The organism is Salinarimonas rosea DSM 21201 (assembly GCF_000429045.1).
In the GTDB taxonomy this organism is placed as follows: domain Bacteria; phylum Pseudomonadota; class Alphaproteobacteria; order Rhizobiales; family Beijerinckiaceae; genus Salinarimonas; species Salinarimonas rosea.
This window is the reverse complement of sequence record NZ_AUBC01000015.1, coordinates 148,166-174,948: the sequence shown is the minus strand read 5'-3', so window position 1 is coordinate 174,948 and position 26,783 is coordinate 148,166. Positions and strand designations below refer to the sequence as shown.

The 26,783-nt window shown below is 67.8% G+C and carries 24 protein-coding genes and 2 pseudogenes; 15 read left to right on the top strand and 11 right to left on the bottom strand.

The genetic code is table 11. The features are described from left to right. Together G407_RS31195 and G407_RS0113340 are read right to left on the bottom strand one after the other, a co-directional pair. Positions 1 to 176, bottom strand: a 176-nt coding sequence (locus G407_RS31195; protein WP_156917585.1) for a transposase, incomplete at its 3' end; no start/stop codon positions are given. 214 nt (positions 177 to 390) lie between these two features. Beyond that, the gene (locus tag G407_RS0113340) at positions 391 to 783 is read right to left on the bottom strand and encodes a hypothetical protein (RefSeq protein ID WP_029031191.1); all 393 of its coding nucleotides are present in this window, start codon (positions 781 to 783) and stop codon (positions 391 to 393) included. 338 nt (positions 784 to 1,121) lie between these two features. Between G407_RS0113340 and G407_RS0113335 the strand changes: the two genes are divergently transcribed. From G407_RS0113335 to G407_RS31190, 3 genes and pseudogenes are all read left to right on the top strand, one after another. Next, entirely contained in the window at positions 1,122 to 1,412 is a 291-nt protein-coding gene (locus G407_RS0113335) for a hypothetical protein (protein ID WP_029031190.1), read from the top strand. 579 nt (positions 1,413 to 1,991) lie between these two features. Further along, positions 1,992 to 2,269, top strand: a pseudogene (locus G407_RS32580) (IS66 family transposase); the annotation flags it as partial. A 65-nt stretch (positions 2,270 to 2,334) separates the two neighbouring features. Then, positions 2,335 to 2,709 carry a hypothetical protein gene (locus tag G407_RS31190; RefSeq protein ID WP_156917583.1) on the top strand — a complete coding sequence of 125 codons (375 nt, stop codon included), beginning with the start codon at positions 2,335 to 2,337 and terminating at the stop codon, positions 2,707 to 2,709. Positions 2,710 to 2,785: 76 nt separating this feature from the next. On the opposite strand, the gene G407_RS0113320 is transcribed toward G407_RS31190, so the two are convergent. The 3 genes from G407_RS0113320 to G407_RS27640 are packed head-to-tail and all read right to left on the bottom strand — an operon-like array spanning position 2,786 to position 4,879. After that, the gene (locus G407_RS0113320) at positions 2,786 to 3,493 is read right to left on the bottom strand and encodes a DUF6065 family protein (RefSeq protein WP_043539741.1); all 708 of its coding nucleotides are present in this window, start codon (positions 3,491 to 3,493) and stop codon (positions 2,786 to 2,788) included. Between the two features lie 37 nt (positions 3,494 to 3,530). Beyond that, positions 3,531 to 4,313, bottom strand: a complete 783-nt coding sequence (locus G407_RS30500) for a hypothetical protein (protein WP_052341334.1) — start codon at positions 4,311 to 4,313, stop codon at positions 3,531 to 3,533. Next, positions 4,310 to 4,879, bottom strand: coding sequence for an RNA polymerase sigma factor (locus G407_RS27640; protein ID WP_245259085.1), 570 nt, complete (start codon positions 4,877 to 4,879; stop codon positions 4,310 to 4,312). The genes G407_RS30500 and G407_RS27640 overlap by 4 nt, the downstream gene beginning before the upstream one ends. A gap of 185 nt (positions 4,880 to 5,064) precedes the next feature. Between G407_RS27640 and G407_RS27635 the strand changes: the two genes are divergently transcribed. The 6 genes from G407_RS27635 to G407_RS27630 all read left to right on the top strand — a co-directional run bounded on the left by G407_RS27635 (position 5,065) and on the right by G407_RS27630 (position 12,387). Next, the gene (locus G407_RS27635) at positions 5,065 to 6,534 is read left to right on the top strand and encodes a S8 family serine peptidase (RefSeq protein ID WP_052341333.1); all 1,470 of its coding nucleotides are present in this window, start codon (positions 5,065 to 5,067) and stop codon (positions 6,532 to 6,534) included. Positions 6,535 to 6,838: 304 nt separating this feature from the next. Then, a complete protein-coding gene (locus G407_RS0113300; RefSeq protein WP_029031188.1) occupies positions 6,839 to 7,138 on the top strand; it encodes a hypothetical protein in 300 nt (99 codons plus the stop codon). A gap of 71 nt (positions 7,139 to 7,209) precedes the next feature. Next, a complete protein-coding gene (locus G407_RS0113295) occupies positions 7,210 to 7,491 on the top strand; it encodes a hypothetical protein (RefSeq protein WP_029031187.1) in 282 nt (93 codons plus the stop codon). Positions 7,492 to 7,579: 88 nt separating this feature from the next. Next, a complete protein-coding gene (locus tag G407_RS0113290; protein ID WP_029031186.1) occupies positions 7,580 to 7,918 on the top strand; it encodes a GPW/gp25 family protein in 339 nt (112 codons plus the stop codon). Between the two features lie 334 nt (positions 7,919 to 8,252). After that, complete coding sequence (locus tag G407_RS0113285; RefSeq protein ID WP_043539740.1) at positions 8,253 to 9,917, top strand: methyl-accepting chemotaxis protein; 1,665 nt, start codon at positions 8,253 to 8,255, stop codon at positions 9,915 to 9,917. Between the two features lie 1,063 nt (positions 9,918 to 10,980). Beyond that, positions 10,981 to 12,387, top strand: coding sequence for a pilus assembly protein TadG-related protein (locus G407_RS27630; protein WP_052341332.1), 1,407 nt, complete (start codon positions 10,981 to 10,983; stop codon positions 12,385 to 12,387). A gap of 121 nt (positions 12,388 to 12,508) precedes the next feature. Here the strand turns inward: G407_RS27630 and G407_RS0113270 are convergent, their stop codons facing one another. After that, the gene (locus G407_RS0113270) at positions 12,509 to 12,775 is read right to left on the bottom strand and encodes a hypothetical protein (RefSeq protein WP_029031183.1); all 267 of its coding nucleotides are present in this window, start codon (positions 12,773 to 12,775) and stop codon (positions 12,509 to 12,511) included. A 182-nt stretch (positions 12,776 to 12,957) separates the two neighbouring features. Between G407_RS0113270 and G407_RS31185 the strand changes: the two genes are divergently transcribed. The 5 genes from G407_RS31185 (at position 12,958) to G407_RS30495 (ending at position 17,307) form a co-directional block, all read left to right on the top strand. Continuing rightward, positions 12,958 to 13,368, top strand: a complete 411-nt coding sequence (locus tag G407_RS31185) for a helix-turn-helix domain-containing protein (RefSeq protein WP_169728786.1) — start codon at positions 12,958 to 12,960, stop codon at positions 13,366 to 13,368. Positions 13,369 to 13,740: 372 nt separating this feature from the next. Then, positions 13,741 to 14,097 (top strand): response regulator, encoded by a 357-nt coding sequence (locus G407_RS31180; RefSeq protein WP_084327516.1) that lies wholly within the window; start codon positions 13,741 to 13,743, stop codon positions 14,095 to 14,097. Between the two features lie 195 nt (positions 14,098 to 14,292). Continuing rightward, positions 14,293 to 14,784 (top strand): AAA family ATPase, encoded by a 492-nt coding sequence (locus G407_RS0113260; protein WP_029031181.1) that lies wholly within the window; start codon positions 14,293 to 14,295, stop codon positions 14,782 to 14,784. A 258-nt stretch (positions 14,785 to 15,042) separates the two neighbouring features. Continuing rightward, positions 15,043 to 15,387 (top strand): response regulator, encoded by a 345-nt coding sequence (locus G407_RS27620; RefSeq protein ID WP_052341331.1) that lies wholly within the window; start codon positions 15,043 to 15,045, stop codon positions 15,385 to 15,387. Between the two features lie 366 nt (positions 15,388 to 15,753). After that, positions 15,754 to 17,307 carry a sensor histidine kinase gene (locus G407_RS30495; protein ID WP_210163113.1) on the top strand — a complete coding sequence of 518 codons (1,554 nt, stop codon included), beginning with the start codon at positions 15,754 to 15,756 and terminating at the stop codon, positions 17,305 to 17,307. 117 nt (positions 17,308 to 17,424) lie between these two features. Here G407_RS30495 and tnpC read toward each other — a convergent pair. The 5 genes and pseudogenes from tnpC to G407_RS0113230 all read right to left on the bottom strand — a co-directional run. Continuing rightward, positions 17,425 to 18,614: pseudogene (tnpC, locus tag G407_RS31175) on the bottom strand (IS66 family transposase); the annotation flags it as partial. A gap of 4 nt (positions 18,615 to 18,618) precedes the next feature. Continuing rightward, positions 18,619 to 19,206 (bottom strand): IS66-like element accessory protein TnpA, encoded by a 588-nt coding sequence (tnpA, locus tag G407_RS32880; RefSeq protein ID WP_425337498.1) that lies wholly within the window; start codon positions 19,204 to 19,206, stop codon positions 18,619 to 18,621. Between the two features lie 314 nt (positions 19,207 to 19,520). Further along, positions 19,521 to 19,913, bottom strand: a complete 393-nt coding sequence (locus G407_RS0113240) for a YbaN family protein (protein ID WP_029031180.1) — start codon at positions 19,911 to 19,913, stop codon at positions 19,521 to 19,523. Positions 19,914 to 20,275: 362 nt separating this feature from the next. Beyond that, positions 20,276 to 20,767, bottom strand: a complete 492-nt coding sequence (locus G407_RS27605) for a DUF2155 domain-containing protein (protein ID WP_084327514.1) — start codon at positions 20,765 to 20,767, stop codon at positions 20,276 to 20,278. A gap of 117 nt (positions 20,768 to 20,884) precedes the next feature. Continuing rightward, a complete protein-coding gene (locus G407_RS0113230) occupies positions 20,885 to 21,298 on the bottom strand; it encodes an NADH:ubiquinone oxidoreductase subunit NDUFA12 (RefSeq protein WP_043539762.1) in 414 nt (137 codons plus the stop codon). 223 nt (positions 21,299 to 21,521) lie between these two features. Between G407_RS0113230 and G407_RS27600 the strand changes: the two genes are divergently transcribed. Then, positions 21,522 to 26,783 carry an alpha-2-macroglobulin family protein gene (locus G407_RS27600; protein ID WP_043539738.1) on the top strand — a complete coding sequence of 1,754 codons (5,262 nt, stop codon included), beginning with the start codon at positions 21,522 to 21,524 and terminating at the stop codon, positions 26,781 to 26,783.

The window sequence follows — 26,783 nt, the reverse complement described above, 5'->3', positions numbered from 1 at the left end:
GTCTTCGGTGGGCCGTACTCCTTCGGCGCATCGCACCACCGTAAGCCATTGCGATTGATGAAGATTATCCCACTCAACACCCGCCGATCATCAACCCTCGGCTTGCCATGGCTCTTCGGAAAGAACGGTCGCAGCCGCGCCATCTGTTCGTCGGTCAGCCAAAATAGATTGCTCATGATACCCCCTGAAAGTTTGGGGATTTGAATCATGCGACCAATGCGATCTCAAGCCGATTAATGGGTCCTGAGCCTAACGCGGCAGAGCGGCGCTTAATCCCCGAAAATCGGCCTACGATGTCGGTCCCGAAACGATTGCACCCGCCGCGCCGGTGATGGCACAGCGGGTGCTTCGGTCGCGACCCAACGAGACGGGTCAGGGTCGGAGACGGTGTCAGGTCGGCTGACCCGCGCCGTCCGGGCCCTGCTCCGCGTCCTCTTCGTGGCGTGCCCTCGCCAACTGGTAGAGGGCCGCGCCGGCGATGGCGACGCCGGCGAGGGTGTGGATCGCCACGTCGACGGAGGCGAGGTAGCCGAACCCGAAAATCCAGGGCACGGCGATGGTGGCGATGCCCACGGCCATGAGGAGCCACGGATCGGACTTCTCGGGCACGAAGGTGCTCTTGCCGAAGATCAGCAAGGTGATGCCACCGAGCACGATCGCGGTCGCTAGGGCCGCGCCATAGACCATGCCCGTCGTGGGGGCGAGAATGAGCGCCAGCGCCGCGACGAAGGGCACCGCGCCGAAGCCTTTCAGGCGACCCGTCAGGGTCTTGATCGCTTGCATGCTATCGATCCTCCAGCAGTCTTTCCGGTCGGTTCATGCCGACGCCCTACGCGTCGGCGTTCGATCTCGTCCGCTTGCGGCGAGTCGACCGGAGAACGTGCAGACCGGCCTCTTCATCCGTCGGACCGGGCCACGGCCCGTTCACGGACCCGTCAGAAGATTTTTTTCGTCGCGCTCGGATGAAGAAGCTCGGTCGTTCGTCTGTTCGCATGAGGAGGCCGCAGCCGCCGGACCATGCGAAGGTAGCCATGCGCTTGCCCCCGGCGAAGCGAGCGGCCGGAAGTATGCCGCAACGCGCGCCTCCTCACCAAACCGTTTCCACCGAAAGGAGATGCTTGATGAAGCGTAGAGTGGGTGCAACCATTGCCGGGTTGGTGGTCACCGCATCCGCCGCAGGGTTCCTGCTGCTCGCGGCTCAAGATGCCGCCCACAGCGCGATCGACGAGGAGTTGCGCACGCAGCTCACCGAAATCGGCGTCACGGAGGATCACATCGGCCGATTGAATGAGGACATGGTCCACGAAATCGAGGAAATCCTCGAGTCGGAAGCCGATCCGGACGATGTGGTGGACAGCATTCTCGCCCTCATCGAAGGACAAGACGGCGAGGAGGCACAGGTGCAGAACTGAGGCGGTAGCGAAGCGCGGTCGCGAGTTGGCGCTGGGCCGCACATCGCCCAAGTCGCTCGTCGACCGCCGACGTTCCACCCGCCAGTGGCCGGATATCGCGATGCGATATCCGGCCACTTCTTTTCTACTATCTCGTCGCGACGTCCAGCCACAAACGAAGAGCACCGAGGCTCGTGGCGACCGCCGTTGCGATCGCAGCACGTCGATCGAGGATTTAAGCGGTGTTCCTGTCTCACCTTCCTCGCCGTGAGTTGATGAGCGAGTCTCCCGATCCCTTCGTGGATCGGAGATCGTTTGTGTTTAGACTTGAGCCAAAGCTTGAGCCGCAGCGTGTGGTGCGTCGGCTCGAGGTGATCAACCGCGCTGGTGGGTGTCAACCTGAAGCGCCCCGGGGTTTTCCGGAGGCTCCTACTCCTGAGAGGATGGAGCCATGAGCGAGAAGAAACGGAACAAGAGCTACTCCCCCAAGGTGCGTTGGCGCGCCGGCACAACCGCGGCGCCCTCCCGGCGCACATTCCTCGATACTATCAGGTCGTGGACGTCGAGGACAGGATCTACCGGGGCGCGCTCCACCGGATCGGCGAGGTCGAGCTCGACTCCAACGTCGTCGAGCGCGCGATTACGCTTTTCGCCCTCACCAGAAAAGCGCGCTCTTCGCCGGCTGCGACGGCGGCGGCGAGCACTGGGCTGTCGTCGCGTCGCTCGTCGTGACCTTTTAGCTAAACGGCGTCGACCCGAACGTCTATATCGCCGACCTGACAACCCGCATCGTCGACGGAGACGTTCGCCAGACGCACCACCGCCGACGCGGCGTGAGAACATCGATTTTGATCGCCCTGCACCTGTCAGCGGAATAAGCCTCGCGTCGCCTCGTTCATCTCATCGAGGCCGCAATGGCCTCGCAGATGAGAGGCGAGACAACATGAAAGCCAAAACCTTGCTTGCTCTGCTTGCGGCGACCCTCGTTTCGGGCCAGGCCGCCGCGGACGATCGCGATCCCGTGGGGCGCTTCCTCGGCGACCTCTTCTCCGGCACGTCCGCGCAGCAGCAGCGCTCGGAATTCCGCAGCCGCAGCTATGACCAGGGGCGCGAATGGTGGGATCGAAGCGGCGCCGGCTCCGCCCATTACGGCGGCTCGAGCTCCGACTCGTCGTCGAACTCGAGCTTGAATTCGAGCTCGAACTCGTCATCCAACTCGAGCTCGAACTCCTCCTCCAACTCGAGCTCCAACTCGTCCTCCAACTCGAGCTCCAATTCCTCCTCGAACTCCTCGTCGAACTCGTCCGACGACGATTGAGCGTCATCCGACCCGAAACGAAGGAGCCGCGGTCACCCGACCGCGGCTCCTTTCGTTCGAGGGGCCCGCCCTCCGCTCAGCGCCTGGCGCGGGCATGCTCCCGATACCAGCCGGCGGCCGCACGCGTGTTGCGCAGGATGCGCGCACGGGTGCGTGCCTCCTGCGCCGTCTCCACCCGGATTTCGGCCGTAAGGTCGGCGTCCGCCCGGCGGAACGGGATCACCTGCACGAGCGGCGAGCCCTTCTCGATCACGTGCAGGCCGTCGCTCCCCGTCGCGAAGAACGGAAAGTGGATCTCGGACGCGTAGCTGTCCGTGTCGACGATCCCGGCGACAACCTCGAAGATCCCGTTGGGGCGGTTGAGCGGGTCGACGAAGAGGCAGCTCCATCCCGGAGGCGTGACGATCGTCCAGTAGTTGTGGAACTTACACGGCGGCCTCGGGGAAGACGGATGCCCCGCCACCTGGTGCGGGCCGTGATTGCTCACGAGCGTCCGGTCCAGGTCCCAGCCCGCACGGACGCTGCGCCCGCCCTCTGCGATCTCGAGCCGCACCGTGCCCGCCAGCGGGAGGATCCAGCCGGTCGTCATCGCATCGAGAAACGGCATGCATCGCTTGACCGTGAGACCGGTGTCGCCGGTGGAGAGCCGGCTCTCGTCGATCGCTGGGAGCTTTCGAAACCACTCCGGCAGGTAGGCCTTCGCCGGCACCGGAGGCGGGAGGACGCCCTCGTCCTCCGGCCGGCACAGGAAGCGGATCGAGCCCACGCGCTTTCGGAACACCATGATCCGATCTCCTTTGGATGGATGTGGTAAGCCGTGCTCAGCCTCCGCCCGGCGCCGCGAGCGCCGCGCGCTCCGCGTCGGCGTCCAGCGGCTCGCCGGCGTCGATGTCGGCGAGGAAGGCATCGAGCGTCTCGAGGCTGCCTGCGGGAACGTAGCCCGCTCCGGACGCGGGCACCGTCATCGAGAAGCGCACCGACCAGGTTTCGTCCCGTCGGCAGGCGACCGCGAGGACCGCATCGCCGTCGCTCGCGCCGTCGATCTCGAGCTCCCGGCAGACATCGCCGCGGCGATCACGGAACGTGGCGACAGCCCTCAGCGCGCGCCCGTCGGCGAGGGAGGCCATGCCGCCGGACGGCGTCGTGGTGAGGACGCTCGCGAGGTCATCCCCAATCGTGCCGGCAAGAACGATCGCAGACGCCTCCTCGCCGCCGCCGCGCGCCCCGAGCCCGAACCCGATGGCGCTGCCGACGAGAAGCGCGAGCACCACGGATGCCGCCATCGGGAGATGGAGGCGCTGCCGGAAGGCGCGCGCGCGCCGTGCCGGCAAGAAAGGATCCGGGCGGTCAACAGTGCGTGCGAGCGTCTTCGGCGCCGGGGCCGCCTCTCGGACGAGGCGCGCGATCCGCTCCTGGAGGTCGTCGCCCTCGGCGTCGAGCTTGGCGTCACGCGCGACCCGCGCCGTGTCGCGATAGGTCGCGATCCGGTCGGCAAGATGCGGATCGGCGGCCGCGGCCTGCGCGACCGCCTCGGCGCGTTCCGGATCCAGCTCCCCGTCGGCATAGGCCATCAGGATCTCATCGTCGAAACCGGCCCGGTTCATGACCCTGCTTCCTTCGTTGCGTGGGGACGGCTCGCCGCCGCATTCAGGCCGAGATCGTCCGCGAGCCGGCTCCGCGCGCGGGCGAGGCGGCTCATCACGGTTCCGATCGGGATGTCGAGAAGCGCCGACGCCTCGCGATAGGACAGTTCCTCGACGCAGACGAGGAGAAGCACCTCGCGCTGCTCTTCCGGAAGCCGCATGATCGCGCGCCCGGCCGCATCGAGGAGCAGGCGGCTCTCCCCCGTGCGCACGCGGTCCTCCCCCGCGACCTCGCTTGCCGCGTCGATGTCGACGACGACGCCCTCGGCGCGGGTCCGGCGAAACCCGTCGATCCAGGCGTTCCGCAGGATACGAAAGAGCCAGGCGTCCATGCGCGTGCCGGGCTCGAAACCCTGCTGCCCCGCAAGCGCGCGCTCGCAGGTCGCCTGCACGAGATCGTCGGCCACATCGCGCGAGCGGCATAGGGCAAGGGCGTAGCGGCGCAGGTTCGGGACGAGGGCGACGAGCGCGCGCGCGAAGCGATCGCGATCGTCGGGCGTCGAATCAGGCGCAGCCGCTGGCATCATCTCGAGCCCTCATGTCCATACGCTCTCCCATGCGACCGCGCGCATCGTGCGTAACGGCGGCGGCGCAGCCTTATTCCCGAGCGCCACGAAAAAATGCCCATGCGCCGCGCGCGCCGGAATAAGCACGCGCGCTCGCCGTTGTCGTCGCGCGTGCGAGACGCCAGGATGGGTGTGGAGGTTGAAACATGGCTGTGAGCCCCATCGTCGCCCTGCTTGGTCTCGTCCTCGGTCTGCTCGCGCTGGAACCGCGCCTCGTGCGCGATCCGCATAATCCGCACGCACGTGCCGAGATGGCGATCCTCGCCTCCGCGCTCGCCGACGATGATGACGACGATGACGGAGGGTCCGCAGGACTCGGAGGCCCGTCCTCGGACGCCTCGTCCTCGCGAGGCTCCTCGGACGGCACGGCGGCGCCAGCTTGGCGACCGCCGCAGGGCGAGGGGCTGCGCCCCTTGATGCGCCTTCTCGGCGTGGAGCCGCGACGTCCCGCCCGCCCCGCGCCACCGCGCGCGCCGCTGCCGCTTGCCGCAGACCGCGAGATAATCGCCGTCGGGCTGTCGGAGCCGCTTCTGAGCGCTCTCGTCGCCGAGGGATACGTCCTGCTCGAATCGGTGCTGCTCGAGCGCCTGGGCGCGCGCCTCGTGCGGCTTCGCCTGCCGGAGGGCGTCGGGCCCGAGGAGGCGCGGGACGGCATCGCGGCGCGTGCGCCCGCCGCGCGGGTGGATCTCGAGCATTTCTACCGCCGGGGCAGCGCACCTGCCGTCCACTCGCCCCGATCGAGCGTCTGCGCTGGGCCGGCTTGCGCCGCGCCCCGCCTCGTCGCCTGGCCGGAGCGGCCGGGCGTCCAGCCCGCGTGCGCGCGCGACCTGCGGATCGGCATGATCGACAGCGGCATCAACGTGGCGCACGAATCGTTGCGAGACGCGCGCATCGCGACCGTTGTGCTCGACCCGGACGCGGAGGGATCGGACGCGGTCCACGGGACGTCCGTCGCCGCGCTCCTCGTCGGTGCCCCGGAGAGCCGAACCCCGGGCCTCCTCCCGAAGGCGCAACTCCTTGCGGTCGACATCTTCCAGGGCGCACCGGAAGACGATCTGCGCGCCGGCGCCTTCGCCTTCGCCCGCGGGCTCGACCGTTTCGTCGGGGCGGACGTGCCGGTCGTCAATCTCAGCCTTGCGGGGCCGCCCAACGCCGTCGTCGAGCGGCTCGTCGCGCGGCTGGTCGCCGACGGCGTCGCGCTGGTCGCCGCGAGCGGGAATGCCGGGCCGCGCGCGGCGCCGGCCTATCCGGCCGCCTACGAGGGCGTGGTCGCGGTGACGGCCGTCGACGGATCGGTGCGCGTCTACCGCCGCGCCGGCCGAGGGGCGCATATCGACGTCGCCGCGCCCGGCGTCGATGTCTGGGCGGCCGCGTCGATCCGCGGCGCGCGTCCGCGAACGGGAACCTCCTTCGCCGCGCCGTTCGCCACCGCCGCGATCGCCCTCGCCCTCGAGGCCGGCGTCGCCTCCGACGCACAGGCCGCGCGTGCGCTTCTCGCCGCGAACGCGCGCGATCTCGGCGATCCCGGGCATGACGAGGTCTTCGGCGCGGGCCTCCTGCAGGTGGGGCGGCTCTGCGATGGCGCGCGCATGACGCAGGACGCCGGGTCGCCCTGATTGCGCCGTGCGGGCGTCGCCGCGAGACGTCCTCCTCGTCCGCTACCGATGGATGAACGGCGTACAGGCCGCATTACTCCCAGCGACGCACAATGGGTCCGGCGGAAGACGCCGGCCACGGGCACTGGTGCGGCAGCGTCGTGCGAGAGATCCGCACGAACGTGCGGGCTTCGGCCCATGCCTCGGGCCAGCCTGTGGGCCAGTCCGAACCGTTACGCTCCATCGACACTTCACAAGTGAAATCCGCTATGATGGCGACAACATTGGGAACGCGCCCTAACTCCCAAGCTTGTCGGTAGGTACGATGTCAGACCTCAGTGATAGCGATCGCATCCAGCTTGAGCGGCTGCTGTTCGGCGCGCGAGAGCGCCTGGACACATGCCGGACGGCCCTGCTCGGCATGCGCCTTGACGCGGCTCGCCTGGAGGAAGAGGCGCAGACGCGCGCGGCCGAGCACGAGAGCAAGGACGTTGCGCTCTTCGGCAAGCACCATGTCAAGCGGTCACTTGCCTCCGTGCAAGAAAATATTATTCGAATGGAACATATGGTTGCCCAATTCGAGGCGCTAGTCGACGAAGCGGAGCGCCGGCTGCGGGCATTGTGAGGAGAGCATCACTGGCCCGCGTTGGGCGGTTCCGTGCCTGTTCTTTCGATGTCCGCAGGACGGGAGGCCAGATGACGGCCGTCTGGGAAGACTGGATCGAGTTCTGGGCCGCGGACGCTGCCAGTTGCATGCACCGGGGCAAGATGCTCTCTGCGCGAGCTGCGCTCAACAACCTGGTCGCAGTTGCAAGGAACACCGCTGACGTCCGGTGGGAGCACGATGCGCTCACCCGACGGCTTCTGGATTTCTCCGGACGCCCGCGGGCTGACATCGTCACGGCAATGCAGCCGCTCATCGCGGCGATTCATGCAGCGGGCCCGAGCCAAGAGGCGCGCGCGCTTCTGCCCGACTGACGTGCGATCATGTTCTGGATTACCGCCTCTTGATGTCTTCCGCGAGACCAGATGGGCCGGAATAGGTTGCCCATGAGAGGAGACGACGATGGCCGGCACCGACAGGAGGACCGGGAAGTGTGCGGAGAGAATGCCGCGCCTTCGCGAGTCGATCGAGACCCTCCTGAAAGTTCCGCTCGGCGCTCACGTCATGCGCCATGGGTTCGGCTTCGCGGCGCTCGCCGCTGACGGCTCACCGAAGCGAGAGCTGCGACCCTCTGAAGTGGACGACATGGTGCGATGCGCGGTCGCCTCGCACGAACCTCGAGTCGTGGTCGCCTGCGTCTCGTCCATCTTCGAGAAGGATGGGCGGCTTTGTTCGGTCCAGGTGCGCTACGAGGATCGCGAGAGCGGCGTATCAGACGTCGTGACTGTCTCCTATTCCTGATCCAATTTGTCGCAGCCACCCGATCCAAGCCTTGGTCTGGCCGCCATTACGATTATTTATCATTCGATAAATATTGGAGATAGTATTGATCACAATATTCTCATGAGCGGTTCACAAGATAGATAATTTAGGTTGTGCAAGTAACCATCGACGAATGGGATAATTATAAAATCGAGAAATGTAGATTGCGTAGAAGCATGTATTCGGAGAATAGATTCACTTTTGATAAATCTGAATGGCTTAAATGACGAGGACCGATAGGACGACCGCGCAAGCGCCGGGGTAGCTGACGTGGTCTTGAGGTCGCGGTGGGGCGACGACCAGGAGCACACCCATGATCACGTCTTTCTCCAAAGCCTCGATCAAGCTGAAGATCGCAGCTGGTTTTGCGCTCATCCTCACAGTTATGGCCTTTGTCGCTGGAAAGGCGACTTGGGATCTGAATGCCGCAGGGGATCTCTTTCACGGGTATCGGGAAACTGCGGAAGTTGCAGGCGCGGTCGACGAGATGCGTTCGGGCATCTACAATCTGCGTCTCGTAGGTGAAACCTATCAGCTCACCGGCGATGCATCGCTGGTCGACGCCTTCGAAACTCACCTCTCTCATATCGAAGCCGCGCTCGCGCATGCCCGTGCTGGGGCAAGGGAGCCTACCGTGCGGGAGGTTCTCGCGCCGCTCGCAGGTGTCCACGGCGCTTACGTTCGCCAATTCGAGGCCCTTCGCACGACTGGCGAGCGCGGTGTGACGAGCGAATACGAGGATCTCGTGCGCTTGGGCCGGGAGGCGTCTGCCACCGTGGTAAGCGTCGCAGAAGCCCTCGATGCGCGTCGCGCCGAAGTCGGCCCCGTCATCGAGGCCAAGATTGATCTCTCGGCACAGATCGCCATCGTTGCAACGGGCTTCGCGGTCGTGTTGGGCGGCGCACTCGCGTTTGTGTTCGGCCGGATTATTGCCAAGCCGCTCGTTGGCATGACCGGCGCCATGCAGCGGATCGCCGACGGCGACCTAGAGGCCGACATTCCCGGCCGCGGTCGCGGCGACGAGATTGGCGCTATGGCGGGCGCGCTCTCCGTCTTTCGCGACGCCTTGGCGCGCAACCGTCGCATGGAGGACGAGGCCCGCGAGCGCGACGCACGCGCCGCCGTGGAAAAGCGTCGGGCGATGGCAGCTCTCGCCGATGAGTTTGAGAGCAAGGTCGGAATCCTCGTGCGCAGCCTCGGAGCGTCCGCGACGGAGATGGAGGCGACTGCGCGTTCGATGTCGGCGACTGCCGAGGAGACGAACGCCCAATCGACGGCCGTCGCCTCGGCCGCCAGCCAGACGTCGTCAAATGTCCAGGCTGTCGCGACCGCGACCGAGGAACTCGCTGCCTCTGCCGGCGAGATCGGCGGCCAGGTCGGCCTGACCGCTACCAGGTCCAGCGAGGCCATGGAGGCGGCACGCATTACGAACGCCTCGGTCCAAGACCTCTCGGACGCCGCTCGTTCGATCGGAGAAGTCATCGACCTGATCCGGACGATCGCCGAGCAGACCAATCTGCTCGCGCTCAACGCCACGATCGAGGCGGCGCGCGCCGGCGAGGCGGGCAAGGGCTTCGCCGTCGTCGCCGCCGAGGTGAAGGCCTTGGCAGGGCAGACTGGCAAGGCGACCGACGAAATTGCTGCCCAGATCGCCCGTGTTCAGGGAACGACCGACCAGGTCGTGACCGCAATCGCCGACATCGCCAAGACGATCGAGGACATGAACGGCGTTGCGATCCAGGTCGCCTCGGCGGTCGAAGAGCAGCAGGCAGCGACCCGCGAGATCGCCCGCAACGTGAACGAGGCCGCGCGCGGCACCGAGCACGTCACAGGCAACATCGTCCAGGTCCGCGAGGCGGCTACGGCGACCGGCAGCGCCGCCGCGCAGGTCCTCGCCTCTGCCAATGAACTTGCCCAAGCGGCGGACATGCTCTCGGGCGAGATGAACACGTTCCTCGCGACCGTTCGTGCAGCATGAGGAGACAGGATGTCGGATGGGCCATTCGGCTCATCCGACCGCCGCTTTCCGGGCATCCGTTGGCTCTGCATCTCGACGGCAACGCGGCGCGCGGCTATACTTCGGTTGTTATGTTTGGCGAGCTATGCCATCCTTCGGCTGAGCAGCATCTGCCGGACAAAAGCAAAGCTTGCAATTTTCTGAATTTGGATTAAGACTGACGAAAGATACTCCCGCTGAATTATGATCAACTAGGAACGCCCCTATGCGCTTGGTTGGGTCCAATGATGATACGGCCAGCGAAGCGCGACGTACGGCGTTCACCTGGGAAGCCGTGCTTCTGGGAGCGACGGCCGCCACCGAGGCGCTCGTCTACCTGGCACGAAGCGATGACGAGCGTGAGAAGGCGCTGAACGCCTTTCAGCTGCTCGCCAGCATGACCAAGGCCGCACGGGTTCAGATCGCCCGCGAGACAACCCAAGCGTACCTACGGGACCACCAGAGGCACGCTGCTGACAACCCTGCGAGCGCCCAACCTGCGGCAGGTCATGATGTTCACGATCCCCGTTCCTAGCTGGCTGGGGCCGACGGGGGTACTTTATCGCGCTGAGATCGCTCCTCTTGCCGCACCACCGCGCCTGCCAATAGCGGGCGGGTTTCTGGTGGTACGCCTGCAGGAGAGTGGATCTTCGTCTGTGGTGTACGGGGGGGTACGCGCACGATCTCGGCCACCATTCTCGCGCATGACGCCCAGGACGTGCTGAGACGCGCCCGCGCTCTCGGAGCATCCGAACTGCATTACCACCTCGTGCACGGCAACACATGGCCCAGGACTATACAGGAGGCGTTACTCTGGAGCGTCCATGCCGACTTAGGCAGCGCACCAACCGCCCTTGAATGCGCCGACCGGGCACAGCAGCGGTTAAGGCGCAAGCGGCGACGGGTTCGCTGTTATTGAGTTCATGAACGAAGATCCTCACACACACTAACAAACGCTAAGCTAAGCCTTACGCGCGGGTTTAGTAATGCTTAGGAACTTTTCGCCAGCAATCATGTCATGAAGCACACATTTGGGTTTGCTGTCATGGCTGCCTTGCTCCGGGCCTTCGCGTGTGATCGGCGCGGCGCCCTCGGCCTCGCCTTGGCACTCGCCGCGCCGCTCCTCTTCGGCGTAGCCGGCGTCGCGATCGACTACACCTCCCTGAGCGCACAGCGCACGCGCATGCAGTCGCTGGCCGATACCGCTGCCCTTGCCGGCGCGGTCGAGCTGCAGATCGGCGCGGACGAGCGCCAGATCCGGGCCCTCATCACCCGCATGGTGGAAGCGAGCGAGCTGGCACGCGAAGGCCCCATCGTCGCCGAGAGCACGCTTGTCGAGAGCAGCTCCGGCGTGCGCGTCGAGCTGGCTCGGCCGGTGACGGAGAGCTTCTTCGCGGGGCTCTTCACGCCGGAGGACTTCACGCTCCGGACCTCGGCGACCGCGATGCGCAGCGGCACCTTGATGCTCTGCGTCCTGAGCATCGACGAGGCCCGGGCGGCGTCGCTCGACCTCGACACTGAGGCTAAGCTGGAGGCGCGCGAGTGCTCCATCCACGCCAACTCGCGCTCGCCCGCCGCGATCCGCGCTCAGGACCGGGCCAGCGTCGTCGCCCTGAGGACCTGCACCGCGGGTGGGTTCGAGCAAGGCGCTGCGCGCAACTTCGATCCTCGCCCGTTCACCGACTGCCCCCCGGCCGCGGATCCGCTGCTCAGCCGCATCCCGCCGAGCGTCGGCCCCTGCACCCACACGAACCTGCACCTCACGAACACGCGGCGCACGCTCTACCCCGGCACCTATTGCGGCGGGCTCATCGTCGACAAGGGCGCTGACGTGACCCTCCAGCCGGGCGTCTACGTGATGAAAGACGGGCCGCTCATCATCGGCCCTGGCTGGCAAGAGGCGCGGCTGCCGGGCGGCCGGCGCGGCGATGATGACGACGACGATGATGACGACGACGACGATGACGATGATGACGATGATGACGATGATGACGATGATGACGACACCTCCGCAGCCCGTTTCCGTGGCCGGCTGGTCGGCGAGGGCGTCGGCTTCTACTTCACCGGCCACGTGCCGGCGGGGCCCGATGGCCGCACGCTCGCCATGCACATCATGCCGAACTCGCTCGTGGAGCTGACGGCGCCGCGGGATGGTGCCATGGCGGGGCTGCTGCTGTTCGAGGATCGCGCCGCCGCGACCGATCGCGTCTTCCGGATCGAGAGCAACGATGCCCGCCGGCTCGTCGGGACGATCTACGTCTCGCGCGGCGTGCTGGAGATCGACTCCGACCGGACCATCGCCGACCGCTCCGAGTTCACGGCGATCGTCATGCGCCGCCTCGACATGACCGGGCGCTCGCGCCTGGTGATCAACGCCGATTACGGCGCGTCCACGGTGCCGGTGCCGTTCGGCATCGGGCCAACGGCGGGCGAGGTCCGAGTCGTCGACTAGATGAAAACGGCGCTCTGCCGTTCAAGCAGAGCGCCGAAGGGACTGGAAACAGCTCGAAGACACCGCCAGGCGATTCTACAAGACCTTGAGCCCACCTGGTGGTGCGGAGCCTATCACGTCATCAGCGCAGCGCCGAGAGCGTCTCCTCGCTCAAGCAGAGCGGCACCACGTCCGGCTCTCCGTGCAGCAGCTCGAGATGAAGGCGCTTGATCGTGCCCTCCAGGACCAGTTCGCTGACGCCCGTGCGCCTTGCTGCGCTCGCGACGATGCGCTGCCGCTCGCGTGGTGCAAGCGTAGGCCAATGACGGATCATCGCTTCGGCAAGCACGGTCATCATCAGCTGGCGGTTGTTACCTTCGAGGGGTGAAGAGACCATCGACGCACTCATCTGATCTCCCTTCAGCACGCGACACACGAACAGATCTAGGCAGGTCTCGGCCCGATCCGACGTGCGGTAAGCACGCTGTGGGGGCCAGTCGAGCGAACCGGGCCGAGATCCTCAAGATCTACGATGTTCGCTAAGCTTTGATGAAGCGTGGCTGCCCAAACCGTCTTTTGCGTGTATGCTTCATGCGGCTCAAGCAAAAGGGGCAAGCCATGCGAACGCCACACGATGATCCCCGCTCTCCGAACCAGATCGATCGGCTCCTGGGCCAACGGCTCAAGGTCGCGCGCAAACGCAGGAAGCTTTCGCAGTCAGAGCTGGGCCGCGCGATCGGCGTAACCTATCAACAGGTTCAGAAGTACGAGAACGGCATGGATCGGATTGCCGTCTCGCGCCTGGTGCGCGTTGCGGAGGCGCTTGAGGTCTCGCTCGCCGAGCTGCTCGACGAACCTGCAGAGGGCTGCGCACCGCTTCTTAGTGAGGACGCTCTCGACCTAGTAGCGAGGTTCGCGCAGCTTGAACGCCCGCACCTTCGTGAGACGGCAGTGAACCTCGTGCGCATCTTATCGCAGGCGGATTATAGCCTTGCAAGATAAAGGCTCTGAGAAGTCTGCCTCCAGATTAAGAGCGAAGGGCGGGGTACCTTCGCCCCGCGCAGCCTGAGGCCCGGTAGCCGCCGTGACCGAATTAATTCTACTCTGGAAGCGCGTATGACTACGCGCAACGTACACACCTTGTCCAAAATTTGTACGACTGATATTCTCTTATGTCGTGTAACGTAAGGAATAGGTTTCCCTATACGTTCTCACGCACCAAAACTGTTATTTGAATGCGTGATCTTGGCGGTCTTAGTATGTGCATTGGTGCAGATCCACCTCTGAGTCGCCACACGGGAGCCTCAGCTTCGTCTCATTGCTCCGCTTGACAAGTTGATGTTTAAGATTGCTCTAGCTCCATAGGATTCGGCTATGGCGACCATCTTGATTGTAGAAGACGAAGGTGTGATCGCCCTCGACCTCGAATGCCTCTGCATCGAGGCTGGATGGTCCGTCGCTGGACCATTTTCTAAGCGAACTCAAGCCCTTGCATGGCTTGAACAAAATGCGCCAGATGCTGCAATTCTCGATACAGGCTTGGCTGATGGGTCATGTGCTGAGATCGCACGGCTTCTGGAGGAGCGAGGCGTTCCCTGGGTGATCTTCTCTGGCTCTGCGTCTGATCACGCGCCTGATATGCCGCGCGGGACAGTATGGATAGAGAAGCCGGCAACAGACGACGTAATCCGCGACGCGCTCAGCTCCCTGTTGAAGGCAGATAAGAGCTGAATCGGGCCCACCTCTAGCGCTTGCGGTCCTCGCATGGGATGGGGTCGCCTTGATTTTCGGCCACTCTGCAACCTCTGACCATCTGTCACCGCCCGACCGTTCTGCTATACATTCCGCGGAATCTCTCGCGATGCTCAGGGTAGAATTGAAGATGGAGAAGGTGGCACGCAGCACCCGCACGCCTACCCTGGCGGCATGAAGGTGCTTATCACGGGCATGTCTGGCTCCGGCAAGTCGACCGCGATAGCGACGCTGCGGAAGATGAGGTACCGGGCGATCGACCTCGACGATGACGGATGGTCGAGCTGGCAGCCCTGCACCGGCGATCCGACGGGCGCGAATCCGGGGCACGACTGGCTTTGGGACGAAGGCCGTCTTTCGGCACTTCTCGACGATATCGGCGACGAAATGCTCTTCCTCGCAGGCTGCGCGCCGAACATGGGCCGCTTCGCTGCGCGTTTCGACCGGATCGTGCTTCTCACCGCTCCGATCGAGGTCTTGCTCGACAGGGTTTTACGGCGCTCGGGCAATGATTATGGGAAGTCTCCAACGGAGGCCGAGCGGATTGCGGAGAACGCACGCGAGATCGAACCGATCCTTCGGCGGATCGCAACCGATGAAGTCAATACGAATAGGCCTGCCAACAACGTGCTTATGACTGTCTTGCAGATCGCTAATTGTTACTAAAGAGGGCTACCCGAATAATTTCTGCGGCGCCGATGTTCGATGATGTACATTTTCTGAATTTGACAATGGCCTATCTGTAAAAACTCGGTCTAAAGGGCAGCTCCACTACTAAAAGTTCGCATCATCAGCCATAGCAATCTTCCTATACGTATGAACACGTACTATTTGGAACCAAAATTTTCTATGACGGTTTCAGTGTTCTGCGCTGGCAAGTAGCGCCATTGGAGGGCGCCTGTGCCGCACTGCGTGAGTCCGTCGATGCGCGTGATGATTTGTGAGGACCAGCCTTTGATTGCTTTTGATTTGCAAGAGATCCTCGAAGCGGAAGGGCATGAAGTGATCGGCGTCTACGATCGGGCCGCCGACGCCGAAGCTTGTCTGGATGACGTTGAATTCGCGCTGCTCGACGTCGATCTCGCCGACGGCCCGAGCTACGCCTTCGCCCAGACGCTCGAAGATCGCGGCGTACCTTTCGCCTTCGTCACCGCCTCTCGGCTATCCGATATTCCGGTTCCTCTGCGGGGCGCGCAGGTTGTCGCCAAACCTTACCGCCACGATGCGATCCTCGCCCTGTTTCCACGTGGAGAGGGATCAAAGAGATAGGAATTTAAGTCCAATTCTTTGTGTTACCAATGAGACACGAAGGCGCCGACGCGATAACAGCACTGCCGCGCCGCGAATAATTTTCCCTTGCAGCGCATTAGGAATTAGCTATGGCTTGATAAGCATAAGTACATACACTCGGAACGGTCACGTATGAGGGGGCGCGCGACGGCCGTGCTTGTGTTCACAAGTGCGCTGTATCCACGGCCGCGAACGTGTACCGCTTGACGCATCAGCGAACCGTGCTTTTCGTCGTAGGCTGCCGACGGACTAGGGGTGAGAATGGACGTCGTCTCTGCGCGGTCGCGTGCGCCATCGGGGAGCTTGCGCGGAAATCGGGCTGCCCGCACCATCGCGACTGTTGCCGTGGCAGCCTCTCTGGCGCTTGCAGGGGCAGTCGTCGGGTTCGGTCTCCAGGCTCGTCATGCGGCCCTGTCTGCCGCTGAAGAAAGCGTGTCGGCACTGTCGATCGTCCTTTCTGACTATGTCGATCGCCTCGTCGAGATCACGGATCTCGTACGCCGCGAGACAGCGGCGGCGCTCCCGGCCGGCGAATCGCCGGTGGAAACGCGCGCGCTTCACGATCTCCTCGTCGGTTTGGTCGCCTCGTCCCCGAACATCGCGGACATTTGGATTGGCAATGCATTCGCCGACGCTGTCGCGACGTCCCGCGTCTATCCGGCGCCAGGGCTGAATGCGGCCGATCGCGACTATTTTAAAGCCGTACGTGACGATCCGACGGCCCTCCACATCGGCATTCTCCCCGACAACCGCTTCATCGACGAGGTGACGATCACGACGAGCCGTGCGCTTGTCGCGCCGGACGGGCGCTTCTTGGGCTTCATTCAGGTCTCCCTGCGGGCCGACGCGGTCAGAGACCTCATGACCCGGCTCCGCGGACAACAACAGCTCACCCTCTGGCTGTTCGATGGCCAGGGCCAAAGCCTCCTTCGCGCGCCGAACGCTCCCGGTGGCGTCCAGGACGTGACGGCCGGAGACTTTCTCGACCTCTCCGTTGCCTCCGGCTTGGGGGGCGCGGTCTCACCGATCGACGGGAAAGATTACGTCTACGGCTGGGTCCGCTCCTCGCGCCACGACCTGGTGACCGCAGTTGGGATCTCGCTCGATGCCGCACTCGCCGGATGGCGCGGCGATATGCTGGCGGTCGGCACGGCCGCCGGCAGCATGATCATTGCGATTGGTATCGCCGGCTTCGCCGGCGTCCGTGCTGCCAAGCGGGAAGAAGAGCACACCCGTGCTCTTCAAGCGACCGTCACCGAACGAACGGCAGGGCTCACGGAGGCTTTGGCCGAAAAAGACCTCTTGCTGGCGGAGATGCGCCACCGGGTGAAGAACGCTTTCGCCACCGTGCAGGCGATCCACCGCCAAAGCGCACGTCACGCGACGGATCTGGCGAGCTATTCCGCCGAATTCGACCAGCGCCTGCAATCCCTCAGCACAGTTCAGATCCTCCTCGCCGAAGCTGGCGCCGTCGAGGCCGTGCAGCTGCATGATCTTGTAGGGGCGGAACTCTCGCCTTACGTCGACGCCAGCCGCTGCGATGTCGACGGCGATCCGATCCGTCTCAGCGGGAAGGCCGCTCTCGCCCTCACCCTCGTCATTCACGAGCTGACGACGAATGCCGTGAAGCACGGCGCCCTGTCGGCGGAGTGGGGCATGCTGTACGTCGATTGGATCGTGGATCGGAAGGTCGAGCCGGCCTTGCTGCGCCTCACCTGGCGCGAAGTGGGCGGTCCGCCCGTCCGCCAGCCCGATCGGCACGGCTTCGGCATGCGCATTTTGGAACGGGCGCTACGGAACTTCAGAGGCGGCGTCACCATCCGCTTTGAAGAGTACGGCCTTGTCGCGGATGTGACGCTACCGATCACCGACGACGTCGCGCCATCCCGGAGCGTTTAACCGTCGACGGCGATCGCAAGATCACTGAATTACCCGAACGATGCGCACCGCCCCCGTATCTGTCTTCTGGAGGCAGGTCGACGACGTCCTGGGTTGGGGCAGTGGTAAGCGATGTTCTCAGGCCGCATCGGCCAAGGTGCGGCCGACAGAAGCCCACGGCAGCAAGTCATCCAGCGCGCGGTTGGGATGGCCGTTGACGATGCGGGTGATGATGTCGGCTAGATAGGCGTGCGGATCGACGCCGTTCAGCTTGCAGGTCTCCACGAGCGAGGCGACGACGGCCCAGTGCTCGCCGCCGCCATCGGAGCCGGCGAAGAGCGCGTTCTTCCTAATGAGGGCGAGAGGCCTGATCGCACGCTCGACGACGTTAGAGTCGAGCTCGACGCGCCCGTCATCAAGGAAGCGGGAGAGACCTTCCCCGCGTGCGAGGGCATAGCGGATCGCCTCGGCGAGCCTGGTCTTCCCGCTGATGCGGTCGAGCTGGGCGCGCAGGAAGGCGCCGAGTGCCTCGACGAGCGGTCTCGACGTGGCCTGCCGGGCGGCGCGGCGCTCGTCGGGTGAGAGGCCGCGGATCTCGCTCTCGACGGCGTAGACGGCTCCGATGCGCTGGAGCGCCTCGCTGGCGATCGGCGCCGGGCCGGCGGCGGCGAGCTCGTAGAAGCGGCGGCGCACGTGTGCTCAGCAGAAGGCGAGCGTCACGCCGCGCTCGGCGAGCGCGTTGTAGCCGGCATAGCCGTCGACCTGGAGGACGCCGCAAAAGCCGTCGAGATGGGCGAGCGGGCGCTCGCTCGTCTGGTCGGGCGCGCAGACGAAGACAACGGCCGGCGGGTCCGTTCCCGCCCAGGGCCGGTCGTCACGGGCATAGGCCCAGAGCTGGTCGGTCTTGGTGCGGCCACGCCCGGGATCGAGCACCGGCGCCGTGGTCTCGTCGGCGAAGAGCCTGAGCGAGGCCTTCAGCGCCGCCAGCATGCGCGCATGGACGGGCCTGAGCAGGAAGGCCGCCCGGCCGACCCAGTCCGCCAGCGTCGACCGGTCGAGCGCGATCCCCTGGCGTCGGTAGATCTGCGCCTGGCGGTAGAGCGGCAGACGATCGGCGTACTTCGCCACGAGAACGTGGGCGACGGTCGCCTCCGTCGGCAGGCCGCCCTCGATCAGGCGGGCCGGCGCGGGGGCCTGCCTCACACCGTCCCCGCAGGTCCGGCAGGCGTATTTGGGCCGGCGGACGCAAGCACCCGGAGCTGGGCGGGGATGGCGTCGAGCCGCTCGGAGACGTCCTCGCCGATCCGGTGAAGCGCGCCCCGGCAGCAGGTGTCAAGCGTCAGCCGGAACTGACCCCCTTTCCTCACGAGGACCTGACCCCCTCGCTGGTTGATGTGGTGTTTTGAGGCGCCGGAGCGGCCTTCTGAAGAAGGCCGCTCCGGCGCTTTTCGCGCCGCCGCGCGCGTCGCCTGTTCGGCCGGCGCCTGATCCTCGGCCCGCGCGCTCGCCTCCGCTTCGGCCTGCTCGATCTCCTCGAGCCCGAGATGCAGCTACCGCAGCGACCGTCGCGGCGTCCGCACCGCGCCCAATCCTCACGACCACCCCGTCGATCTCCAGCTCGATCGGCACGGCGCCCCGTCCGGCCCGAGGCGCCCGAGCTCTGCGGTCGCCCGGCTTCGTCGGCTCGGGCGACGTGGCTTCCAGGACCGCCGGCACGAAGGCGGGCCGATCGTCGCCCTCAGCGACGCCGGCCTCGGTCGCCAGGCGCGCCTCGCGGCGCCACGTGAACACCTGCTGCGGGGTTAGGCCATGCCGGCGCGCGACCTCGGACACGACCGCGCCCGGCTCGAGCGTCTCGGCGACGATCCCGGCCTTCTCGTCCGCGCTCCAGCGCCGGCGGCCACCCGCGCCGTTGATCACCTCCAGCCGGCGCACCACGCGCTCCGGCTAGAGCGTAGGCTCAAGTCCAGACACGAAACGATCTCCAATCCACCATTGGACGGGGAGACTCGCCCATCAGCTCTCGGCAAGGAAGGTGCGCCGGAGACACCGCTTACGGGGCATCCACATAAGGCGCGGTTCAGTCGTCCAAACTTTATTTTTCTTGATTGGCGGGCCAGCGCCATGTCGAAGGGCTTACCGTCCAAACTTTCGTTATCCGCTCCGCGTTCCATTATGCGCGAACCTATTGTTTTGTCTCAGGCTCGAGTCCAACCATTATTTTACGCGGATAGTCACCCCGCCCGCGGCGCGTCCGGCCGGCCGAGGATGTAGGCCGCGCAGGCGAGCATCACGACGGCCACGGGAACGATCGCGATCGTCGGCGCGCCGGCGATCGCCATCACCAGGAGCGAGGCGCCCATGCCGAGCACCGCGGCCGCCTTGGCATGGCGCGGGATCGCGCCGGTGCGCCGCCAGGTGACGACCGGCGGGCCGAGCCGCGGGTGCCCCAGGAGCCAGCGCTCGAAGCGCGGCGAGGAGCGCGCGAAGCAGGCCGCGGCGGCGAGCAGGAAGACGACGCCGGGCAGGAGCGGGAGCACGACCCCGAGCGCGCCGATCCCGACGAAGACGAAGCCGAGCAGGAAGAGCGTCCAGCGCGCCCAGGAGGGGAGCGTCAGGCTCTCCATCGCTTCCTCGACGGGCGTGTGCGCTTCGCGCGTCCGCGCGAGCGGAGCATCGGGCTCGCGCGCGGCGGGCTGAGAGGCGCCATCGCGCTGTCCGGCCTCGCTCACGATCTGCCTGCCCTCGTGTCCCGTGCCCGTCCCGGGCGCGCTCGGTAGATAGGAACGCGCGATGCCCCCGCAAACCCCTCCGCGAAGCCGCGGCATCGCGCCCGGCGCCCCAAACCCCCGAGCCCTCTTTGAGCAGACGCCCTGGATTGCGAGGTCGACGACCGGGCGTGCGGCGAAGTGCGACGGCGGCGACGGACACCGAGGCTTTGCCGAACGCGCGTGCCGCGCGCGATCGTCTCGGCGCACGCGACTCCGGCTCAGAGCGCGGGGCGCGGCGGCGGCAGCGGGTGCTCTGCCAGCGTGCCGGCGCGGTCGGGACCGCGGTCCTCCTCCGCGATCTCGGCGGCCGGGGCGGGCAGGCAGTCGACGAGCCAGATGTCGTAGACCGGATGCTCGATCGCGTTGAGCCCCGGCGAGTTGGCGTAGATCCAGCCGGTGAAGATGCGCGCGAGGGCACCGTCGAGGGAGAGCTCGTCCACCTCGATGAAGCTCGTCGTGTTCGGGCTCTCGGTGGGCGGGCGCGTGTAGCAGACGCGTGCGGTGAGCTGCAGCGCACCGAACTGCACCGTCTCGTCGATCCCCGCCTCGAAGCTGATGATTCGTCCCGTGATCTTGTCGAGCCCCGAGAACACTGCGATCGGGTTCTCGATCTTCTGCGCCGACGCCGGCGAGGCCGCGAGCGCGAAGGCGATCGCAGGGAGGGCGCAGGCGGCGAGGGCGAGCGTGCGGTGGCGGTGCGGTCTGCGCATGGGAATCACGGGCCCGGCGTCGGGAGGCGGGGAGAGAAGGCGCCTCCCGCCCTCTCCATCCGTGCGGATCGCGACGGAAACGAGGCGGGCGGGGCGTCGCCTCGATCGCAGGCCGCCTCAGTCACCCGGCGTCCAGGCCACGTAGTCGCCGGTCGCCGCGGGGCGGCGGCCTTCCGAGAGCGTCGACCCGCGGGGGCGGTAGGCGCGGGCGGTGCCGGTGAGGTTCTCCTCGTGCGGCTTCTGCCAGGCGCGGGGCGTGTAGTCCTCCTCGGAGGGCGGAGTGGGGTAGGTGTGGCACAGCCACATCCGCCACTCCATCGGCGTGCGCGAGGCATCGGCGAGGCCGTTGTAGACGACGTAGCGGCGCTCGTAGCCGTAGCCGTCGATCTTTCCGCGCTTGTCGCGATAGTACGTGTTGCCGAACTCGTCCCGGCCCACGAACTCGCCGTAGCGGCGGATCGTCAGCCGGGTGCCGAGCGTCTGCCCGTTCCACCAGGTGAAGAACTCGGTGATGAACTGCTTGAAGGTCATGCGCATCGTCCCTCGTGCGCGTCCTTATGGCGATTGCGCCGCGACAAGTCCAGGGGGAAGCCTCGCTGCGAGCGACGGGCGCGGCGTCGCGTCGGGCCTTCCGGTGCGCGCGTCCTGCACGCCCGGGAGTGCATCCGAGCGCATCCGGGCGAATGCGGATGCGCTCCCGGGCACGGCTTCCGGCTGGTAAGCTCGCGGACACCCGCTCGCCAGAGGCACCGCCATGATCGCTCCCGCGCTCGCCCCCGCGCTCGCCCGCTCGCTCGCCGCTCGTGCCCTCTGCGCGCTGGCGCTCGCCTGGCTCGCCCTCTCCTCGCTGGCGCCGTCGGCCGTCGCGGCGCAGACGCGCGCCTACGAGAACGCCGCGCTCGCCGCGACGACGCGCCAGGTCGAGGCGCAGATCGCGCAGGAGACGCCGCGGCCCGATCGCTCGAGCCGGGAGCTGCTGGTCGAGGGCCGCGGCTTCCTCGCCGCCGGAGCGCCGCGCGACGCGCTGTGGAGCTTCGCCCAGGCGGTCCAGGTCAACCCGGACAGCTACACGCTCTGGAGCGCCTACGCCCGCGCCGCGCTCGCCGTGCCCTACGAGGACTGGAACGAGCGCTGGCAGCTGCGCGAGCGCGCCACCGTCGCGGCCTACATCGCCTACGGCCATGCGGAGGACGACGTCGAGGCGGCCGACGCCCTCGCCGCGCTGGGCGAGGCGTTCGCCGCACGCGAGATGTGGCGCGACGCGCTCACGGCCTACAAGGCGAGCCTCGCGACGCGCGCCGTCCCCGCCGTGCAGAACGTCCACGACTTCCTGCGCGCCCGCCACGGCTTCCGCGTCCTCGATTACCGGGTCGAGTCGGACACGCCCGCGCCGCGGGTCTGCTTCGTCTTCTCGGAGACGCTGCCGCCGGGCGTCGACCTGACGCCCTACGTCGCCGTCGCCGGCGCGAGCGGCTTCGCGGTGACGAGCGAGGGCAGCGAGGCCTGCGTGGACGGTCTCGTCCACGGCGAGCGCTACGCGATCGTGCTGCGGCCCGGCATTCCCTCGACGGTCGACGAGGTGCTGGAGCGCGCCGCCGATTACGAGGTCTACATCCGCGACCGGGCGCCCCAGGCACGGTTCACGGGCCGCAACTACGTCCTGCCGCGGCTGGGCCAGGAGGGCATCCCGGTCGTCTCGACGAACACGGACGCGGTCGCGATCGCCATCTACCGCATCGGCGACCGCAACCTCCTGCCGACGCTGCGCGGCGGCGACTTCCTCGACCAGATCTCCAGCTGGACGGAGGAGCGCATCGCGGACGAGCGCGGCGCGCCGATCTGGTCGGGCACGCTCGACGTCGCCGTGGAGCGCAACGTCGACGTGGTCACCGCCTTCCCCGTCTCGGAGGCGGTCGGCGCGCTCGAGCCCGGCGTCTACGTCATGACGGCGCGGCCCGACGCCTCCGTCGCTCCCGACGACGACTGGAATACCCGCGCCACGCAATGGTTCGTCGTCTCCGACGTCGGCCTGACCGCGTTCTCGGCGAGCGACGGCGTGCACGTGCTCGTCCGCTCGCTGGCGAGCGCCGAGCCCGTCGCGGGCGCGCGCGTGCGGCTGGTGGCGCGCAACAACGACGTCCTGGGCGAGCTCACGACCGACGAGGCCGGCCACGCGCGCTTCGACCCGGGCCTCGCCCGCGGCTCGGAGGGGCTCGGGGCCGGCATGGTCACCGCCGAGATCGGCGGCGACTACGGCTTCCTCGACCTCGGCCAGGCGCCCTTCGACCTGACCGACCGCGGCGTCGCCGGCCGCCCGCCGGCGGGGCCGATCGAGGCGATGGTCTTCCCCGAGCGCGGCGTCTACCGCTCGGGCGAGGAGGTTCACCTCACCGCGCTCCTGCGCGACGGCGCGGCGCGGGCGGTCCCCGCGGTCCCGCTCACCCTCGTCGTGCGCCGTCCCGACGGCCTGGAGCACACCCGCATCCTCACCCGCGATGCGGGCGACGGCGGACGGGTCCACACCCTGGCGCTCCTCGACGACGCCATGCCCGGCACCTGGCGGGTGAGCGCGCACGTCGACCCCAAGGCGCCGGCGATCGGCGAGGCGGCGTTCCTCGTGGAGGACTACGTCCCCGAGCGCATCGCGCTCGAGCTCACCCCGGCCGATGCCGCGCTGGCCGCGGGCGCCCCCGCCGTCGTCGACATCGCCGCGCGCTATCTGTTCGGCGCGCCCGGCGCCGATCTCGCGATCTCGGGCGAGGTCTCGGTCTCCGCGGCCGAGGCGAGCGCGGTGCCCGGCCTCGAGGGTTTCGTCGTCGGCCTCTCGGACGAGCCCGTGGAGGGCGCCTACGCGGCGCTGCCGGAGGACGGGACGACGGGCCCCGACGGATCGGCGAGCGTCACGGTGCCCGTGCCGGCGCCCGCCGCGGCGCGGCCTCTCGCGGCCGAGATCACGCTGCGCGTCGCGGAGCCCGGCGGACGCGCGGTGTCCCGCAGCCTCACCCTGCCGATACTGCCGGACGCGCCGGTGATCGGCGTGAAGCCGCTCGAGAGCGACCTCGCCGAGGGCGACCTCGCGGCCTTCGACGTCGTCGCCGCGCGGCCGGACGGCTCGCGGCTCGCGGGCGAGGCCAGCTGGAACCTGCTGAAGATCGAACGCCGCTACCAATGGTACCGGAGCGGCGGCGAATGGGGATTCGAGCCGGTCACTACGACCGAGCGCATCGCGAGCGGCACGCTCGCGCTCTCGCCCGACGCGCCGGCGCGCATCGAGGCGCCGGTCTCCTGGGGCACGCATCGTCTCGAGGTGGTCGCCGCCGACCCGGCGGTGCTGCCGACCAGCGTGACGTTCGACGTCGGCTGGTCCGGCGACGCGACGGCGCGTGCGCCCGACCTCCTGCCGCTGACGCTGGACAAGGCGGCCTACGAAGCCGGCGATACGCTCGTCGCGACGATCGACGCCGCCTTCGAGGGCACGGCGACGCTCGCCGTCGTCTCGGACCGGGTGCACGCCCTGGAGACGATCGCCGTGACGGGGGAGGGGACGCGCGCCGAGCTCGTCGTCTCGCCGGACTGGGGCGCGGGCGCCTACCTCGTGGCGATCGCCCACCGTCCGCTGGACGCGGCGGCGCGCCGCCAGCCGGGCCGCGCCATGGGGCTCGCCTGGTTCTCCGTCGACCGCGAGGCGCGCGACCTCGCCATGACGCTCGCGCCGCCCGACGAGATCCGCCCGCGCGGGACGCTGACGGTGCCCGTGCGGCTCGACGGCCTCGCCCCCGGCGAGAGCGCGCACGTGGTGCTCGCCGCCGTCGACGTCGGCATCCTGGCGCTGACGGACTACCAGGCGCCGGACGCGACCGAGTTCTTCCTCGGCCAGACGCGTCTCGGCGCCGAGGTGCGCGATCTCTACGGCTACCTCATCGACGGCATGCAGGGGACCCGCGGCGCCATTCGCTCGGGCGGCGATGCCGCGCCCGCCGGCCTCGCCGCCCCGCCGCCGGACCAGCCGCCGCTGGCCCTGTTCTCCGGCATCGTCGCGGTCGGGCCGGACGGGACGGCGAGCGTCGACTTCGCCATCCCCGCCTTCAACGGCACGGTGCGCGTGATGGGCGTCGCCTGGTCCGCGGGCAAGGTGGGCGACGCCTCCGCCGACGTCCTCGTGCGCGACCCCGTCGTCGTCGCGGCGACCGCGCCGCGCTTCCTCAACGCCGGCGACGAGAGCCGCCTGCACGTGCGCCTCGACAACGTCTCCGGCGCACCCGGGACCTACACGATCGAGGCGCTGCCGCTCGGCTCGGTGGACATCCCCGTCGGCCGACGCCTCGCCGAGGTGACGCTCGCCGAGGGCGCGCGCGGCGCGGCGACCTTCCCGCTGAGCGCCGGCGATCCCGGCGCTTCCGGCGTGTCGCTGACGCTGACCGGGCCGGACGGGCTCTCGCTCCAGCAGGACGTGGCCTTCCCGGTCTCTCCCGGGACCGACGGCGTCGTGCGCCGCGAGATCGCGCGGCTCGCGCCCGGCGAGAGCCTGCGCGTGACCACCGATCTCCTCGCCGACATCCAGCCCGGCACCGGCCTCGTCGGCGTCGCCGTGACGCCGATCGCGCGGCTCGACCCGCCGGGCATGATCCAGGCGCTCGCGCGCTATCCCTACGGCTGCACCGAGCAGCTCGTCTCCCAGGCGCTGCCGCTCCTCTACGCCGGAAGCCTCGTCGGGCCCGAGGCGCTGGAGCTGCCGCGCGACCGCGAGGAGACGATCCGCGACGTGGTCGCGCGCGTGCTCGGGCGGCAGACGTCGTCGGGCTCCTTCGGCCTGTGGTCGGCGCGGGGATACGACGACCTCTGGCTCACGGCCTACGCGACGGACTTCCTCACCCGCGCCCGGGAGGAGGGCTTCGAGGCGCCGCAGGCGGCGCTCGACCGGGCGCTGGAGCGCCTGCGCAACCATGTCGCCAACACGACCGAGGTCGAGGGCGACGACGGCACGGCGCTCGCCTACGCCGCCTACGTGCTCGCCCGCAACGGCCGCCCGGTGATGGGCGACCTCCGCTACCTCGCCGACGCGCGGCTCGACGCCTTCGAGACGCCGCTCGCCCGCGCCCAGGTCGGCGCGGGGCTGGCGCTGCTCGGCGACGGGCGTCGCGCCGAGCTGGCCTTCGCCTCCGCCGTGCGCGGCCTCGCCGACGACGGCGGGCGGGCGCGTGGCTGGCGCTCCGACTACGGCTCGCGCCTGCGCGACGCCGCCGGCATCCTCGCGCTGTCGGGCGAGGCGGACGTCGCCGGCGACGCGATCGGGCGGATCGCGGAGGCGATCGACGAGGAGAGCAGCGCGAACCCGCGGCTCTCCACGCAGGAGATGGCCTGGCTCGCGGTCGCGGCGCGCAGCGTCGCGCAGGAGGCGCAGGACATCACGCTCGAGGTCTCGGGCGCCGCCCACCAGGGGCCGCTCTACGAGGGTTACGACGCGGCCGCCCTCTCGGACGGCGGTGTCGCGATCCGCAACACCGGCGCGGGCCCGGTCGACGTCGCGCTGACCGTGACCGGCAACCCGGTCTCGTCCGAGCCGCCGCTCGAGCAGGGCTACGCGGTCACGAGCACCTACTACGACCTCGCGGGCAACGTCGTCGACACGGCGGAGGTCGCCCAGAACACGCGCCTCGTCGTCGTGCTGGAGGTGACCGAGACCGACGGGCTCGCCGGGCGGCTCCTCGTGGTCGACCGCCTGCCGGCGGGCTTCGAGATCGACAACCCGGCGCTCGTCGACGGCAGCGACGTCTCGGCGCTGCCGTGGCTCGTCGAGGAGCGTGAGCCCGATCGCGTCGAGTTCCGCGACGACCGTTTCGTCGCCGCCTTCGACACGCTCGGCAGCAGCATCGGCACCGTGCGGCTCGCCTACATGGTGCGCGCCGTGACGCCCGGCACCTACCTGCACCCGCCGGCCAGCGCGGAGGACATGTACCGTCCCGAGCGCTTCGGCCGCACGGGCGCGGGCGCGGTGACGGTCCTCCCGGCGCGCTGA

Coding starts and splice junctions, on each gene's coding strand:
- G407_RS0113300 (WP_029031188.1), top strand. CDS start 6,839: ATGTCAGACCTCAGTGATAGCGATCGCATCCAGCTTGAGCGGCTGCTG.
- G407_RS31185 (WP_169728786.1), top strand. CDS start 12,958: ATGCGGCTCAAGCAAAAGGGGCAAGCCATGCGAACGCCACACGATGAT.
- G407_RS27635 (WP_052341333.1), top strand. CDS start 5,065: ATGGCTGTGAGCCCCATCGTCGCCCTGCTTGGTCTCGTCCTCGGTCTG.
- G407_RS0113320 (WP_043539741.1), bottom strand. CDS start 3,493: ATGGTGTTCCGAAAGCGCGTGGGCTCGATCCGCTTCCTGTGCCGGCCG.
- G407_RS0113270 (WP_029031183.1), bottom strand. CDS start 12,775: ATGAGTGCGTCGATGGTCTCTTCACCCCTCGAAGGTAACAACCGCCAG.
- G407_RS0113295 (WP_029031187.1), top strand. CDS start 7,210: ATGACGGCCGTCTGGGAAGACTGGATCGAGTTCTGGGCCGCGGACGCT.
- G407_RS31190 (WP_156917583.1), top strand. CDS start 2,335: ATGAAAGCCAAAACCTTGCTTGCTCTGCTTGCGGCGACCCTCGTTTCG.
- G407_RS27630 (WP_052341332.1), top strand. CDS start 10,981: ATGGCTGCCTTGCTCCGGGCCTTCGCGTGTGATCGGCGCGGCGCCCTC.
- G407_RS0113290 (WP_029031186.1), top strand. CDS start 7,580: ATGGCCGGCACCGACAGGAGGACCGGGAAGTGTGCGGAGAGAATGCCG.
- G407_RS31180 (WP_084327516.1), top strand. CDS start 13,741: ATGGCGACCATCTTGATTGTAGAAGACGAAGGTGTGATCGCCCTCGAC.
- G407_RS0113230 (WP_043539762.1), bottom strand. CDS start 21,298: ATGACCTTCAAGCAGTTCATCACCGAGTTCTTCACCTGGTGGAACGGG.
- G407_RS27600 (WP_043539738.1), top strand. CDS start 21,522: ATGATCGCTCCCGCGCTCGCCCCCGCGCTCGCCCGCTCGCTCGCCGCT.
- G407_RS27640 (WP_245259085.1), bottom strand. CDS start 4,879: ATGATGCCAGCGGCTGCGCCTGATTCGACGCCCGACGATCGCGATCGC.
- G407_RS0113260 (WP_029031181.1), top strand. CDS start 14,293: ATGAAGGTGCTTATCACGGGCATGTCTGGCTCCGGCAAGTCGACCGCG.
- G407_RS0113285 (WP_043539740.1), top strand. CDS start 8,253: ATGATCACGTCTTTCTCCAAAGCCTCGATCAAGCTGAAGATCGCAGCT.
- G407_RS27605 (WP_084327514.1), bottom strand. CDS start 20,767: ATGCGCAGACCGCACCGCCACCGCACGCTCGCCCTCGCCGCCTGCGCC.
- G407_RS0113335 (WP_029031190.1), top strand. CDS start 1,122: ATGAAGCGTAGAGTGGGTGCAACCATTGCCGGGTTGGTGGTCACCGCA.
- G407_RS27620 (WP_052341331.1), top strand. CDS start 15,043: ATGCGCGTGATGATTTGTGAGGACCAGCCTTTGATTGCTTTTGATTTG.
- G407_RS0113240 (WP_029031180.1), bottom strand. CDS start 19,913: ATGGAGAGCCTGACGCTCCCCTCCTGGGCGCGCTGGACGCTCTTCCTG.
- G407_RS30500 (WP_052341334.1), bottom strand. CDS start 4,313: ATGAACCGGGCCGGTTTCGACGATGAGATCCTGATGGCCTATGCCGAC.
- G407_RS0113340 (WP_029031191.1), bottom strand. CDS start 783: ATGCAAGCGATCAAGACCCTGACGGGTCGCCTGAAAGGCTTCGGCGCG.